This window comes from Leptolyngbya sp. FACHB-541, from assembly GCF_014695875.1.
GTDB lineage: Bacteria > Cyanobacteriota > Cyanobacteriia > Elainellales > Elainellaceae > JAAUTN01.
Window position 1 is genome coordinate 59,058 of record NZ_JACJPC010000102.1, and the last position, 13,891, is coordinate 72,948.

Annotated in this window: 11 protein-coding genes; 5 read left to right on the plus strand and 6 right to left on the minus strand. The window is 51.3% G+C overall.

What is annotated here, in order from left to right; translation table 11 throughout:
- Window positions 1-33: 33 nt before the first annotated feature.
- The 3 genes from H6G00_RS21630 to H6G00_RS21640 all read left to right on the plus strand — a co-directional run bounded on the left by H6G00_RS21630 (window position 34) and on the right by H6G00_RS21640 (window position 3,794).
- Window positions 34-1,374, plus strand: coding sequence for an adenylosuccinate synthase (locus H6G00_RS21630; protein ID WP_190798328.1), 1,341 nt, complete (start codon window positions 34-36; stop codon window positions 1,372-1,374).
- Window positions 1,375-1,526: 152 nt separating this feature from the next.
- Entirely contained in the window at window positions 1,527-2,129 is a 603-nt protein-coding gene (locus tag H6G00_RS21635) for a 50S ribosomal protein L25/general stress protein Ctc (protein ID WP_190644155.1), read from the plus strand.
- 114 nt (window positions 2,130-2,243) lie between these two features.
- Window positions 2,244-3,794, plus strand: coding sequence for an AAA family ATPase (locus tag H6G00_RS21640; protein ID WP_190798329.1), 1,551 nt, complete (start codon window positions 2,244-2,246; stop codon window positions 3,792-3,794).
- Window positions 3,795-3,947: 153 nt separating this feature from the next.
- Here the strand turns inward: H6G00_RS21640 and cbiT are convergent, their stop codons facing one another.
- On the minus strand, window positions 3,948-4,550 hold the full coding sequence (cbiT, locus tag H6G00_RS21645; protein ID WP_190644153.1) for a precorrin-6Y C5,15-methyltransferase subunit CbiT: 603 nt from the start codon (window positions 4,548-4,550) through the stop codon (window positions 3,948-3,950).
- A gap of 69 nt (window positions 4,551-4,619) precedes the next feature.
- Entirely contained in the window at window positions 4,620-6,146 is a 1,527-nt protein-coding gene (locus tag H6G00_RS21650) for an aminotransferase class I/II-fold pyridoxal phosphate-dependent enzyme (protein ID WP_190798330.1), read from the minus strand.
- Window positions 6,147-6,306: 160 nt separating this feature from the next.
- Between H6G00_RS21650 and H6G00_RS21655 the strand changes: the two genes are divergently transcribed.
- Together H6G00_RS21655 and H6G00_RS21660 are read left to right on the plus strand one after the other, a co-directional pair.
- Window positions 6,307-8,664: an ATP-binding protein gene (locus H6G00_RS21655; protein ID WP_190798331.1), complete on the plus strand. Its 2,358-nt coding sequence runs from the start codon at window positions 6,307-6,309 to the stop codon at window positions 8,662-8,664.
- Between the two features lie 194 nt (window positions 8,665-8,858).
- Window positions 8,859-10,976 carry a S8 family serine peptidase gene (locus H6G00_RS21660; RefSeq protein WP_190798332.1) on the plus strand — a complete coding sequence of 706 codons (2,118 nt, stop codon included), beginning with the start codon at window positions 8,859-8,861 and terminating at the stop codon, window positions 10,974-10,976.
- A 102-nt stretch (window positions 10,977-11,078) separates the two neighbouring features.
- On the opposite strand, the gene H6G00_RS21665 is transcribed toward H6G00_RS21660, so the two are convergent.
- From H6G00_RS21665 to fghA, 4 genes are all read right to left on the minus strand, one after another.
- Window positions 11,079-11,981, minus strand: a complete 903-nt coding sequence (locus tag H6G00_RS21665; protein WP_347278212.1) for a lysophospholipid acyltransferase family protein — start codon at window positions 11,979-11,981, stop codon at window positions 11,079-11,081.
- Window positions 11,982-12,062: 81 nt separating this feature from the next.
- Window positions 12,063-12,554, minus strand: coding sequence for a tRNA adenosine(34) deaminase TadA (gene tadA, locus H6G00_RS21670; protein WP_190798333.1), 492 nt, complete (start codon window positions 12,552-12,554; stop codon window positions 12,063-12,065).
- 11 nt (window positions 12,555-12,565) lie between these two features.
- Window positions 12,566-12,874: a glutaredoxin 3 gene (gene grxC, locus H6G00_RS21675; RefSeq protein WP_190798334.1), complete on the minus strand. Its 309-nt coding sequence runs from the start codon at window positions 12,872-12,874 to the stop codon at window positions 12,566-12,568.
- A gap of 35 nt (window positions 12,875-12,909) precedes the next feature.
- Window positions 12,910-13,764, minus strand: a complete 855-nt coding sequence (fghA, locus tag H6G00_RS21680) for an S-formylglutathione hydrolase (RefSeq protein ID WP_190798335.1) — start codon at window positions 13,762-13,764, stop codon at window positions 12,910-12,912.
- Between the last annotated feature and the right edge of the window lie 127 nt (window positions 13,765-13,891).

A 13,891-nucleotide genomic window follows, 5' to 3' on the forward strand; every position in this document is an offset into this window, starting at 1 on the left:
TAGTTTGTGTGAACTTTAGAAACTGATAGACCCTTGGCTAACGTCGTAGTAATCGGGGCCCAATGGGGCGATGAAGGAAAAGGCAAAATCACGGACTTGCTCAGTAAGTCCGCAGATGTCGTGGTTCGCTATCAAGGCGGTGTCAACGCTGGACACACTGTCGTGGTTAAAGATCAGACCTTTAAGCTGCACCTGATTCCCTCTGGCATCCTCTACCCCGACACGGAATGCATCATTGGTTCGGGTACGGTGATCGATCCGAGGGGGCTGATCGAGGAGCTAGATCAGCTAGAAGCGCTAAATATTTCTACAGAAAATCTACTGATTTCCGAAACAGCTCACGTCACGATGCCCTATCATCGACTGCTCGATCAGGCTTCTGAAGAGCGTCGCGGTAGTTACAAAATTGGCACAACGGGACGGGGAATTGGCCCTACCTATGCTGATAAGTCTGAGCGAACTGGCATTCGCGTGATTGACCTGATGGATTCAGAAGGTCTGAAAGAGCAGTTGCGCTGGACGATTAGCCACAAAAACGTCATTTTAGAAAAGCTCTATGAACTGCCGCCGCTGGATGCTGACGCGGTGATTGCAGAATATTTGGGCTATGCTGAACGACTGCGCCCTCACGTAGTTGATAGCTCTCTCAAAATCTACGACGCGGTACGAAAGCGTCGCAACATCTTGTTTGAAGGGGCACAGGGGACTTTGCTGGATCTAGATCACGGCACTTATCCTTATGTCACGTCTTCAAACCCGGTAGCCGGTGGAGCCTGCGTTGGGTCTGGCGTTGGGCCAACTATGATCGATCGCGTGATTGGCGTTGCCAAGGCCTACACAACACGAGTTGGAGAAGGGCCCTTTCCCACAGAGCTAAATGGCAGAATGGGAGAGTTACTGTGCGATCGCGGCGCAGAATTTGGCACTACCACCGGGCGCAAACGTCGCTGTGGCTGGTTTGATGCAGTTATTGGTCGCTACGCCGTCCGAATCAACGGTTTGGATTGTCTCGCAGTCACCAAATTGGATGTGCTGGACGAGCTAGAGGAAATTAATGTCTGCATTGCCTACAAAATCGATGGGCAGCGCTGTCACGACTTTCCTAGCAATGCTCGCGACTTTGCCCGCTGCCAGCCGATCTACAAAACGCTTCCAGGTTGGAAACAGTCAACCGACCACTGCCGATCGCTAAATGACTTGCCGCGTCAAGCGCTTGACTACCTCAAGTTTCTAGCGGAACTGATGGAAGTACCGATCGCCATTGTGTCTCTAGGAGCCAGTCGCGATCAGACGATCATCGTCGAAGATCCGATCCACGGACCCAAGCGGGCACTGCTTTACAGCAATGGTACCGTTCAAACAGCCCAAGTCTAAAGTTGGTGTCAGGCAGGAACTAGACCAGAATTAGTCTTGTTTTGGCTCCTCAAGTTTCCAGTTCGGATTGCCCAGTGTTCGGATTGCCAGTTTCAGATTGCCAGTGTTCGGATTGCTCAATTTACAGTCATAGACCCAGTTAGGTTACTCGTATGGAACTCACAATTGAATGTCAAAAGCGTGCCCCCGGTAGCAAAGCAGGGGCACTTCGGCGCGAGGGACGGATGCCAGCTGTGCTTTACGGTCATCAAGGGGCAGAATCCGTTTCGCTAACCCTCGATGCCAAAGATGCCGAAACGCTGGTCAGAAAAGCTTCTCTCAACAACACCTTGATTCAAGTGAAGATCCCTGACCTGCCCTGGAGCGGTAAGGCGCTGCTGCGGGAAGTACAAACTCACCCCTGGCGCAGATCGATCTATCACATTAGCTTCTTCTCCATTGCGGCTCAGTCCAGTGTTGAAGTTACCGTACCCATCAACTTTGTGGGCGAAGCCGTTGGCGTGAGAATGGGCGGTGGCGCTTTGGATACAGTTTTAACTGAATTGCAGGTGCAGTGTGACCCCGAGGCCATTCCAGAAACGATTGAAGTAGACGTAACTGACTTTCAGGTTGGTGATTCAATTCATGTGAATGAATTAAAGCTGCCCAAGGGGGTTGAGGCCGTGGGTGAGCCAGATCGAGTTGTTGTTTCCGTGTTAGCTGGGCGTACCTCGTCTGATGACGATGCAGATGAGACTGCTTCAGCTTCCGAATAGGATGACAAGCGATCGCCAATTGACCTAAATTAGTCACTTAGCCAGGGAATTGTCCCTGGCTTTTTAGTTGCAGCCCATTTTTCAACTTCAACTTCTAACCTACCTGCCAACCTTATGTCCGATTCCAAGCTCCCGCCCGTGATTCAGCAGATGATGCAGCCCAGTTTTTATCCGCATTCGGTGCAGGAGCCAATTCAACTCATCCAAACGCACATTTCCTATGTGCTGCTGACAGGAGAATATGCCTATAAGCTCAAGAAGCCAATCAATTTTGGCTTTCTAGACTTTTCTACCCTCGAACAGCGCCACCACTTTTGCTTGGAGGAACAGCGGCTCAACCAGCGCGGTGCACCAGGGATCTACCTAGAAGTTCTACCTATTAGTCAGATTGGGGAAGAACTTCACTTAGGCGATGAGCAGCAGCCTGTAGAGTACACCTTGAAAATGCGGCAGTTTCCCCAGGAGACGCTACTGAACTCCATGTTTGACCAGGGCAAGCTGACCGAGGAATTGTTGGTGGAGTTGGCAAAGGCGATTGCCACCTTTCACGCCAACTCGCCCACCAGCGACTACGTCCGTAAATTTGGTGAAGTTTCTCAGGTGCGGCAGGCCTTTGACGAAAACTACGAGCAAACCGAACGCTACATCGGCGTTGCTCAAACTCAGAAGCAGTTTGACGAAACCAAAACCTACACCGATCGCTTCTTCCAGGAGCAGCAAGATCTGTTTGTCAAACGAATGCAGCAGGACAAAATTCGCGAATGTCACGGTGATTTGCACCTGGGCAACATCAGCTTCTGGCAAAACGAACTCTTCTTATTTGACTGCATCGAATTCAACGAGCCATTTCGCTTTGTTGATGTGATGTATGACGTTGCTTACATTGTTATGGACCTGGCGGTCAGGCAGCGTCCCGACCTGGGCGCGCTGTTCCTCAATACCTATGTCGAGCAAACAGGCGATTGGGAAGGACTGCGCGTGTTGCCCATCTACATCAGCCGTCAGACCTACGTGCGGGCAAAAATCACTTGCTTTTTGCTAGACGACCCCGCCGTTCCTGATGCAGCCAAGCAAAAAGCCAAAGAAACCGCAGCACTCTACTATCGTCTGGCTTGGGAGAATGCCCACTCTCAGCAGGGTAAATTAATTCTGATGTCAGGTCTGTCAGGCTCCGGGAAGAGTACTACAGCTCGACTTCTGGCGCGTAAACTCGGTGCGGTCCACCTTCGCTCTGATGCAGTACGAAAGCATTTAGGTGGCATTCCGCTGCACCAGAAGGGTAGCGATGACCTGTACACCGCAGAAATGACGCAAAAAACCTACAGGCGATTGCTGGAGTTGGGAGTTCAGCTTGCAGCTCAAGGCTATTCTGTGATTTTAGATGCCAAGTATGACCGTCAGACACTGAGGGCAGAGGCGATCGCCCAATCCGAGGCGCATCAAATTCCCCTACAAATCTTTCACTGTGACGCTCCCCTGGAAGTGCTGCGAACCCGCCTTCAGCAGCGCACCGGAGATATTGCCGATGCCACAGCCGATTTACTAGCTCAACAGCAGCTAGAGCCTTTTACCGAAGCTGAACACTCTTATGTGACGCGATTGGACACAACTCAGGATATTGAGAAACAGTTGGGGTTAGGGTCCGATACAAAATCCGTTTTGTAAAGAAGCACTATTTGGTGTGCGGGCGAAGCATTCGATAAAAGAATTGTGCTTCAATGGCAGGAATTGTGACCAAATGCTTCGCCCCTATCGCTACCGCTACTCTACAGACGGATTTGGTATGAGATCTAGAACTACTGGTAGAGGTTGGATTCCCTACTCTAACTTCTCCCCGCTCAAGACGAACATTGGATCAACCGCAGCAAAAACCTGGTGATTGCCCTTTGTTTCCAGGCGATTGACTGCAGACTGCACGACTTCGATATTTCGGACGTGCAGTTCTGCCAGGCTCTCGGAGATGGCGTAAAGAGTTTCAAAATTGGTTGCTGTTGCCACGATCCGACCCTGAGGGCGCAAATAATCCCAAGCAGCTTTCAAAATTTCTTTGACGGGGCGACCACCTTCTACGCAAACGCAATGCGGTGCATAAGCCAGATCTTTAAGGCATTCTGGGGCACTCCCTTCGATTACGTCTACGTTTTGGACGGCAAAGCGATCGCAATTACGACGAATTAAATTGGCAACCTCTTCATCGCGCTCGATCGCAAGAATGCGCCCTTTGGGACACAGCAGCCCAACCTCTATGGGAATTGTCCCGGTTCCTGCTCCGATGTCCCACAGCACCGCATTGGGACGCAGACGCAAATGAGAAATCATCAGCAGTCGAATTTCTCGCTTGCTCATCGGAATTCCTGGCAGACGTTCAAATAAATCATCTGGAATGCCAGGAGTGCAGTAGGGCCAGGGGGAAGGAGACATGCAAGTAGGGGAGGTTGAAGAACTTTGAGACGCTTCAAGGATAGCTTGCTGTGCCTCAAGCGATAGCCATCACAACTTCACGACTTTTAGGGTATCAAGATTGGGGTCAGCGCATCCGGTGATCACTCCCCCCGCCGCCATCACTTGCTGAAGATAGGCGATCGCCCCTTCTGTAATCTCTTCACCAGGCAGCAAGACGGGAATGCCAGGAGGATAAGGGCAGACGATTTCAGCGCTGATGTGACCGATAGTATGGGCGATCGCCAGGGTTTCAGTTGGAGCAAAGAAGGCTTGGCGGGGAGAAATCGGCGATTGGGGATTGGAGATTAAGCTTTGCTTCAAAGGTTGATTTTTCGTTGGCGACGCCAACGAAAAATCAACCTTTTCAATTGGTTTTAAAGCACGCTCCAGAGGTTGGGCGGATGGGGAGGGGTACTGAGAAGACAGGTGGTTGAAGGCGTTTATCAACTGCTCAATGTCTGAGGCAGTGTTGCCCAGGCTAATGATGAAGGTGAGGTGCTGAAGGGAAGGTAGCTCTGCGGTAACGCCTAACTGCTGGTGCAAAATTTCGTCTGCTGCAAAACCGGTTAGCCCTAAGCGAGTGGTCGTCACTGTGAGGCGAGTTGGGTCAAGGGCAACAAAGCCGGGAGTCAGTCCTGCTGATTCTGGGCCTAAAACAGATAATCCAGAAATTTGGCTCAGTTGTGTTCTAGCTTGGTGTGCCAGGGCTAGCGTCTGGGTCATCAGTTGCTTGCCCTGAGTCGCCATTTGCTGCCGGGCGGCATCGAGTGAGGCTAACAGGAGATAACTGGGGCTAGTGGATTGGACAAGCTGTAACGTTTGGCTGAGGCGATCGCCATCCACCCGTGTTCCTTGAACATGCAGCATTGCCGCCTGAGTCATCGCGCCCAACAACTTGTGGGTAGACTGCACTACCAGGTCTGCCCCGGCTGATAGGGCTGAAATCGGCAAGTCTGGGTGAAAGCCAAAATGAGCACCGTGCGCTTCATCAACTAATAGCGGAATGCCATGCTGATGAACCATTTGAGCGATCGCCCGAATATCTCCACAAACACCGTAATACGTTGGGTAAACCACCAATACTGCTTTTACATCTGGATGTTGTTTGAGTGTATGAGCTACGGAATCGGGTGTGATGCTATGAGCGATCCCCAGTTGGGGATCATAATCTGGCTCCACAAAAATCGGGATTGCACCAGACAAAATTAAGGCGGCGATCGCCGAACGATGCACGTTGCGAGGTAGCACAATCTTTTCGCCTGATTTGCACACAGCTAGAATGGCTGCCTCAAGTCCGCAAGTAGAACCGTTTGCCAAAAACCAGGTACGGTCTGCCCCAAACGCTTCAGCAGCCAGTTCTTGAGCCTGCCCGATTACGCCTTCTGGTGAAAACAAGTTGTCTAAATCTGGCAGCTCAGGTAAGTCGGCTTGAAATACTGCTGTTCCCAGTAAATCTGCAAGAGGCTGAGCGATGCCCTGTCCCCGTTTGTGTCCAGGTGTATAAAAGGGAGCGTGAGCCCGCTGAGCCTGGACGCGCAGCGCTTCAAGCAAAGGCATTGCAGTTTGATCGAGCATTTTACAGTTCAACAAATTTGAAATATAGCTTCAACCTAGAGGAGTGTTTTTGGAGGGGATTTGGGCGTTTTCCGTGATTTTCCTGAGGGCGTGAAAGCTGATCTGTTACTACCATATTTGCGATTCCCATATCTATTGGGCTCAAACAAGCTCAGTAAATTTGACCTTTGCAGAGGGCGATCGCAGTGACGAGGGATGGATGTTCGCAAACTTTATAATCCCGCGCCGATTAGTCGCCGTTTTGAATCCTCGTCGTAGCGTTAGAGCAAGGTTCGGATTAACAATCGCCGCGATCGCCTTAATTTTTTCGATGTTGGCTAGCCTAACCATTGGGCAAACTGCTACCCAGCAGATCGAACAGGATGCTGGACAAGATTTGGCATATTTGGCTTACCAGATGGCAGACCGACTTGATAGTGGCATGTTTGAGCGCTATCGAGATATTCAAATCGTTGCCACAATCGACACAATTCGGGATTCTAATTCCCCAATCACGGCAAAACGGTTACTCCTAGAAAAACTGCAAAGCACCTATCCTGCTTACTCCTGGATTGGACTGACCAACCCTCAAGGCACGGTTGAGGTCAGCACAGGTGGACTTCTAGAGGGTGCAGATGTCTCAGAACGACCCTGGTTCATCAGTGGGAAACTTGATACTTTCGTCGGCGATGTGCATGAAGCCGTACTTTTAGCGAGCTTGCTGCCGAACCCGACTAAGGATACGTTGCGTTTTGTTGATTTCGCCGTACCGGTTGATGATCTCCAAGGAAAACCCCTTGGCGTTCTTGCAGCTCACCTAAATTGGGCATGGGCAGAAGGTTTAAAGAATGCTCTATCCCGCAATTTGCGAAGCCAAGAGCAGGATTTACTCGTGCTGCGAGAGGATGGGGTCGTTTTGCTGGGACCCGCCGAATTGCTTGACCAGAAGTTGGATTATTTGGAAAGCTTTCAAGAGGCGACTCTGGCGAAAACAGGCTACCTGAGCGAGGTCTGGCCCGACCATCAGTCTTACATTACTGGCTTTACCGCTAGCAACGGCTATCGCGAATATGAAGGGTTGAATTGGGTTGTGCTGGTACGGCAAAAGACCGACTTAGCATTTGCTCCAGCCCATCGCCTACAGCGTCAGATTTTATCTTGGAATTTGGGACTAGGTAGTTTAGTCGCTGTTTTAGGTTGGTTTATAGCAGATTACATTACTAAACCCATGTGGGCGATCGCCCATGCCGCTAACCGGATTCGGCGGGGTGACGCAAGAGTGTTGATTCCTGTTGTGCGGGGGCAAGACGAGATCGCAAATTTCTCTCAGTCGCTCAACCGATTGGTCTATGAACTGACTCAAAAAGAACGCGAACTGAAACTGAGCAATGAGCGACTAAAGCAGGAACTCGTTGAACGGCGACAGGTTGAAAAATCACTGAGACTGAGTGAGGAAAAGTTTTGCCAACTTGCAGAAAATATCGACGAAGCTTTTTGGATCTGCTCCGCTGACGGCAGTGAGGTTATTTATGTCAGTCCTGCCTACGAACAGATTTGTGGTTACTCCTGTGAAATGGCATACCGAAACCCCAGAATTTGGTACGACAGCATTCATCCAGAAGATCGTGAAAAGGTAACGCCTGACTTTAGCCGTGAATCGCTGGGTAACTACGATGAGGAATATCGACTGATCCACCCGGACGGTTCGGTTGTGTGGATTCGAGATCAGGCTTTTCCGGTCTATGACGAGCAGGGTCAGGTCTACCGGGTTGTTGGAATTACCGAAAACATCACAGAGCGCAAGCGGGCCGCAGAAACTTGCCAACAGCTAGAGCAGGAACGGGAACTGAGCGAACTGAAATCTCACTTTATTGCGATCGCCTCCCATGAGCTGCGCACGCCTCTATCCGTCATATCCATGTCGTTAGACCTGTTGCAGCAACCCAGCCTAAACATGACCGAAGAGAAAAAACAGCGATATTGCGATCGCATGGATAATGCTGTCAAGCGGCTCACCCAAATTCTGGATGATGTTTTGTTGGTCGCTAGAGCTGAGGCAGGAAAGTTAGGATTTGCTCCGGCTCCCCTAAATCTGGTTCAGTTTTGCCACGACTTGACAGAGGAAATTCAACTGAATGCAGGCAGCCAACACGATCTGACATTTGTCTGTCAGGAGCAGATGGATCAGGTCTGGATGGATCAAAACTTGCTGAATCACCTGTTGACTAACTTGCTGCTGAATGCGGTGAAGTACTCCCCTGAGGGAGGCAAGATTTACTTTGAACTGAGCCATCAGCAGGGAAACGCCATCTTTCAAATTCGAGATCAGGGCATTGGCATTCCCGAGGCAGATCAGACAAGGCTATTTACAGCCTTCTACCGATGCAGCAATACGGGCAAGCTTCCTGGTACAGGGCTTGGACTGGCGATCGTGAAGGAAGCCGTTGAACTGCACGGAGGAAAGATTTCCGTCTCCAGTATGGTTGGCAAAGGAACAACCTTCACCGTTTCGCTTCCCATCTTGCCGAGTGCAAGTTAGGAATGACTAAATCTCCTGCATGAACGGTGGTGCTTCAAAGAGTGATTCTGCAGGAAGTCTACTGAACACGGTTTGAAATTTCCTATTGTTATGTCTGGACAAGCCCCACAACTGCTTATCTGAGGTATGTTGGGTTGCTATAGGATGGCTTTAGTCCCAACCTATCGACCTACGTTACCAAGGACAAGACTTGTATGACTGGCTCTGTCAATCCTCCAGGTTCACCTGAGTTACCTAACGACAGTGGCGTTTTGCCAGAGAGTGAAGGAGTGATTTTACAGCGAGGTGGAGAAGAGTTAGCGCTCGAAAAAGTGGGCGATCGCTTCACCGTGCGTCCCATCCCAAACCGCTCTTTAACAGAATTGGCGCGTCAGGTCGGGGCAGTGGCAGCTTTACCTGTGCCATCCGGTCGGCTGATTGAGCTTCAGGTTGCACCCGATCAGCTGGATCGAGCCATGCAAATCGCGCGAACCTCAGAGGATGTTTCCTTTGCCAGCCACGTCTATCACGTTCAAAACAACCCAAGCACAAGAATCTATTTAACCGACCAAATCACAATTCAGTTTGCAACCCAGATGGATGGGGCAGGTGCACGGGCGATCGCCACCTCCTTAGGGCTTGAGCTAGAACAGGCCGTCGCCGGAATTCCCAACACTTACGTCTTTCAAGTCACGCAGCAGGCTCCAGCCAATCCAGTGAAGCTAGCGAATCAACTGATGCGTCGCGCCGACGTACTGACCGCAGAACCTAACGTCGTCATCAAGACCCAAAAGCTATATCGCCCCAACGACAGCCAATACCCCAAACAGTGGTACTTGCAGAACAACGGTGGCTCCCGTGACCTCACCGCCAGCTCTCACATTGCAGCAGAAGCAGCCTGGGACATCACTCGCGGAGTCCGCTCGATTGTCGTCGCTGTTGCCGATGATGGCTTTGACCTGAACCATCCTGACTTTCAGGGCAAGGGCAAAATCGTTGCACCGAGAGACCTGAAGCGAAAAGACTTCCTGCCTATGCCCGAAGAGCAGCAGGAAAATCATGGGACTTCCTGTGCGGGGGTGGCGATCGCTGAAGAAAACGGAGAAGGCATCGTCGGTGTGGCTCCTGGCTGCGCCTTCATGCCCATTCGCACAACAGGCTTTTTGGATGACGACGCGGTCGAACAATTGTTTAACTGGGCCTTAAACAACGGAGCTTCGGTAATTTCCTGTAGCTGGGGTTCCAGTGCCGTCTATTTTCCCCTTTCTCTACGTCAGCGGGCGGCAATTACACGAGCTGCAACAGAAGGGCGCGACGGTAAAGGCTGTGTCATCGTCTTTGCAGCAGGAAATGCCAACCGCCCCGTTTCCGGTGAAATCAACGAGCAGGGCTGGACGCGAAATTTGCTGCGCGGGGTTACACCCTGGCTCAGCGGCTTCGCAGTGCATCCCGATGTAATTGCAGTTGCAGCCACCACCAGCACAGGCAAAAAAGCCGTCTACAGCAATTGGGGCACCAACATCTCAGTAGCCGCCCCTAGCAACAATGCTTCTCCCGTGATCTGGTTCCAGGAAGCCGGATTTGTCAATACTGCCCCCCCAGTCTCAGGCAATTTGCTGGGTAAAGGCGTGTTTACGAGCGATCGCCTTGGATCTGCGGGTTACGATCCTACTGGCTTCACCCAAACCTTTGGCGGCACCTCCAGCGCTTGTCCTGTCGTCGCTGGCGTAGCGGCCCTGGTACTGTCTGCAAACCCTAACCTGACCGCACGAGAAGTGAGGCAAATCTTACAGGAAACGGCTGATAAATTAGTTGATCCAGATCCGGACCCACAGCTTGGGTTGCAGAAGGGTACCTACGACACCAACGGGCATTCACAGTGGTTTGGCTACGGTAAAGTAAATGCTTTCAAAGCAGTACAGGCAGCCCAACGACGCGCAGCAGCACCGCTCACCGCTTCCCGTCGAATTCAGCAACAAAATTTCAACGCTTTCAACATTCCTGACTTTAACTTACAGGGCATTGCCAGCCCCATTCAGGTTTCTGAGTCTGGTCTGGTTAGAGATGTCCAAGTTTATGTGGATGTCGAGCACACCTTCCTGGGCGACTTGGAAATCAGCCTAATTGCTCCCGGAGGTCAAACGGTGCTACTGCAAAACCGCACCCTGGGGCGTAGAACCCGCCTTCAAGCCACTTATTCACTTCAAACTACTGCAGCTTTGAGCCAACTCCTAAACCGCTCAGCAACGGGCCGCTGGCAGCTCCGAGTAGTCGATCATGCTCAACTCAATACAGGTCGATTGAACAGTTGGCAAATCACGCTGGGAGTCTAGGAAGAGAGACTAAGGGTTTAGACAATTAGCTCTTGTAGGATGGGCTAGCAGAGCGTAACTCATGCTGTCAGAAGACTTAACCCGAACCCAAAACTTACCTTCCTAGCCAAAAGCTGAAAGCATCTCTGCCTCGGCTTCCGTTGCTTCTCCAGCAAGGGCTCTGAGTGCAGCTTCCAGGTCAGCCGTAAAACGCTTGGCACCTTGCTTTGCGGCACCCTGAACGTAATTAGCGACCTTCAGCGGCTTGCCTATCTGAATCTTCACGTTACAGCCCCGTGTAGGAAAGGCTTCCCCGTAATCCAGGGCGATCGGAACGACCTGTACGCCCAGTCCGGGCTGACTCATTTCTGCCTGAATTGCTAATCGCCCTAAACCTGGCTTCAGCGGGTGAAGCTGACCGTCTCTAAAAATGCCACCCTCTGGAAAAATCACCAGCATTTCGCCGTTCTGTAAAACCTCTACCCCATGACGCAAGCTGGCAACGGTTGGACGCTTTGTATTAACTGGAAAGCCCCCCAACCGACGGATAAACCAACCCTGAATGCCTTTAACTTCGTCAGCGGTCACCATGAATCGTAGATCTCGTCCGGTTACAGTGCGACCCGTCGCGTAGGGCACCATAATTGCGTCCCAGCGCGCTCGATGGGTCGGAGCTAGAATCACAGGGCCCGTCATCGGCAAGTTTTCTTGCCCAGTCACCTCAATTTTGCCGAAGTAGAAGGGCAGCACAATCCGACGCGCCAGCGGGTAGACCAGGGGGGTTAGCCAGGGTGAGAAGCGCGAATCAATCGCATTTTGGGGCGTTGCAGTATCTACGGCGGTGTCTACAGAGCTTTTGACGGATTCCAAGAAGGAGTTGAACAAAACCATAGAGATTAACAGGATATCAGGGGCACTGGAAGTGTCGTTATGTACACCATAAGCCGCCCAAAATGGCTTGTCTTCTTGCTGAGGGACAGTTCTGAGGCTGTCCTGGAATAAGGCCGCCGACAGAGCAGAATACACCTCTCACGTTGAGTATATAGAAATCTTGGCCATGTCATCCTATAGAGGGATGACAAAAGTACTTTCTTCTCCAAGCATTTTCTATCGACGTTGAGCAAACCAGGCTTGAAGCTGTTGGCGACAGGTCGATTCTAAGATTCCACCCAGTACGGGCAATCGGTGGTTAGAGCAGGCACTATCGGGTAGGTTTGCAACGGTGCGAACTGCCCCCGTTTTAGGATCGTCTGCGCCATAGACGATCCTGCCTAACCGAGCCTGCACGATCGCCCCAGCACACATAGGACAAGGCTCTAGAGTGACATAGAGGGTACAGCAGTTCAGATGCCAGGTTTGCAATTGCTGTCCGGCAATTCGCAAAGCCAGAATTTCAGCGTGGGCAGTAGGGTCATGATCGCGTTCACGACGATTTTCTGCTTCGGCAATCAGGCGATCGCCCTCTACAATCACTGCCCCCACGGGTACTTCACCCGCATCTCCAGCAGCAGCGGCAAGGGCGATCGCCCGACTCATCCAGCGATGGTGAACCTGGTATTCAGGATGATCAATTAGCGGCGGCGGAATCTCAAGCGCCATTTAGTTTTGTACTAGTTCTGCGTTAGTAGGGGGTCTAGCTTTCCTTGAGTGTCTAGCTCATACAAATCATCACAGCCGCCAACATGCTGGTTGTTGATGAAGATTTGGGGAACGGTGCGCCGTCCGTTAGCCCGTTCTGCCATTTTGACCCTGGCGGCTCCGTTGCCGTCAATTTTATATTCGGTGTAGTTGACTCCTTTCCACCAAAGCAGCATTTTGGCGCGAATGCAGTAGGGGCAGGTTTGCCAAGTGTAGATTTCGACGTGAGCCTTGACCCGTTCAGGATGACGACCCAAAAGCGCGTTTAAAGAATCCAGCATATTGAGGGCGTTAAAGGACGTTAAAAAGATTTAGCTTACTTCCATAGGATATCGGCATGGTGGCGAATATGGTCTTCCATAAACGTGCTGATGAAGTAGTAGCTGTGATCGTATCCTTCCTGCATCCGTAAAATTAGAGGTTGTCCGGCTTTGGCACAGGCTTGCTCAAAGACGTGGGGTAAAAGCTGCTTCTCCAAAAACGGATCGGCTGTGCCTTGATCGATTAGGATAGGGCGATTTGACGCAGCAGTAAGGACAAGTTCGCTGGCATCGTAAGCCCGCCAGCTTTCCTGATCCGGACCGAGATAGTTGGTGAATGCTTTTTGTCCCCAGGGGCACTGCATCGGCGCGGCAATTGGGGCAAAGGCAGAAACAGAACGGTAGCGATCGCCATTCTTCAACGCACAGATGAGCGCACCATGACCACCCATTGAATGCCCGAAAATGCCCTGACGGTCTTCCTGAACGGGAAAATGGGCAGCAATTAAGGCTGGAAGTTCGTTTACAACATAGCTGTACATGCGGTAGTGCGATCGCCAAGGTTCCGCAGTTGCGTCTACATAAAAGCCTGCGCCTGTGCCAAAATCCCAATCGTCATCTTCACCGGGAATATTTGCTCCACGCGGGCTGGTATCGGGAGCAACGAGGAGCAGTCCATGTTTGGCGGCAAATTGCTGTACGCCTGCCTTGACCATGAAGTTTTCCTCAGTGCAGGTAAGTCCCGACAGGAAATACAGCACCGGCACAAACTCAGTTTTTGCTTGAGGCGGCTGATAGACCGAAAATTTCATTTCCCCCTGACAGACTTCTGAGGGGTGGCTGTAAAAGCCGACGGTGCCGCCAAAACAGGTGTGCTGGCTAAGCAACTGAGGAGGGGTGGAAACTGGCATAGCTTAAGAGTGAAGTTGAGAGGGAATTGCAAGAACCGAAGTGAGGGCGATCGCAGCACTGGCATTCTAATATCAATTCACTCGTCAATTCACCGCTCGTTACAGCAAACTAGCCATAAGTTGCGCT

Bases quoted from the DNA above. Each gene is read 5' to 3' on its own strand.
- H6G00_RS21660 (WP_190798332.1), top strand. From the start codon at position 8,859: ATGACTGGCTCTGTCAATCCTCCAGGTTCACCTGAGTTACCTAACGAC.
- cbiT (WP_190644153.1), bottom strand. From the start codon at position 4,550: ATGTCTCCTTCCCCCTGGCCCTACTGCACTCCTGGCATTCCAGATGAT.
- H6G00_RS21640 (WP_190798329.1), top strand. From the start codon at position 2,244: ATGTCCGATTCCAAGCTCCCGCCCGTGATTCAGCAGATGATGCAGCCC.
- H6G00_RS21635 (WP_190644155.1), top strand. From the start codon at position 1,527: ATGGAACTCACAATTGAATGTCAAAAGCGTGCCCCCGGTAGCAAAGCA.
- fghA (WP_190798335.1), bottom strand. From the start codon at position 13,764: ATGCCAGTTTCCACCCCTCCTCAGTTGCTTAGCCAGCACACCTGTTTT.
- H6G00_RS21650 (WP_190798330.1), bottom strand. From the start codon at position 6,146: ATGCTCGATCAAACTGCAATGCCTTTGCTTGAAGCGCTGCGCGTCCAG.
- grxC (WP_190798334.1), bottom strand. From the start codon at position 12,874: ATGCTGGATTCTTTAAACGCGCTTTTGGGTCGTCATCCTGAACGGGTC.
- tadA (WP_190798333.1), bottom strand. From the start codon at position 12,554: ATGGCGCTTGAGATTCCGCCGCCGCTAATTGATCATCCTGAATACCAG.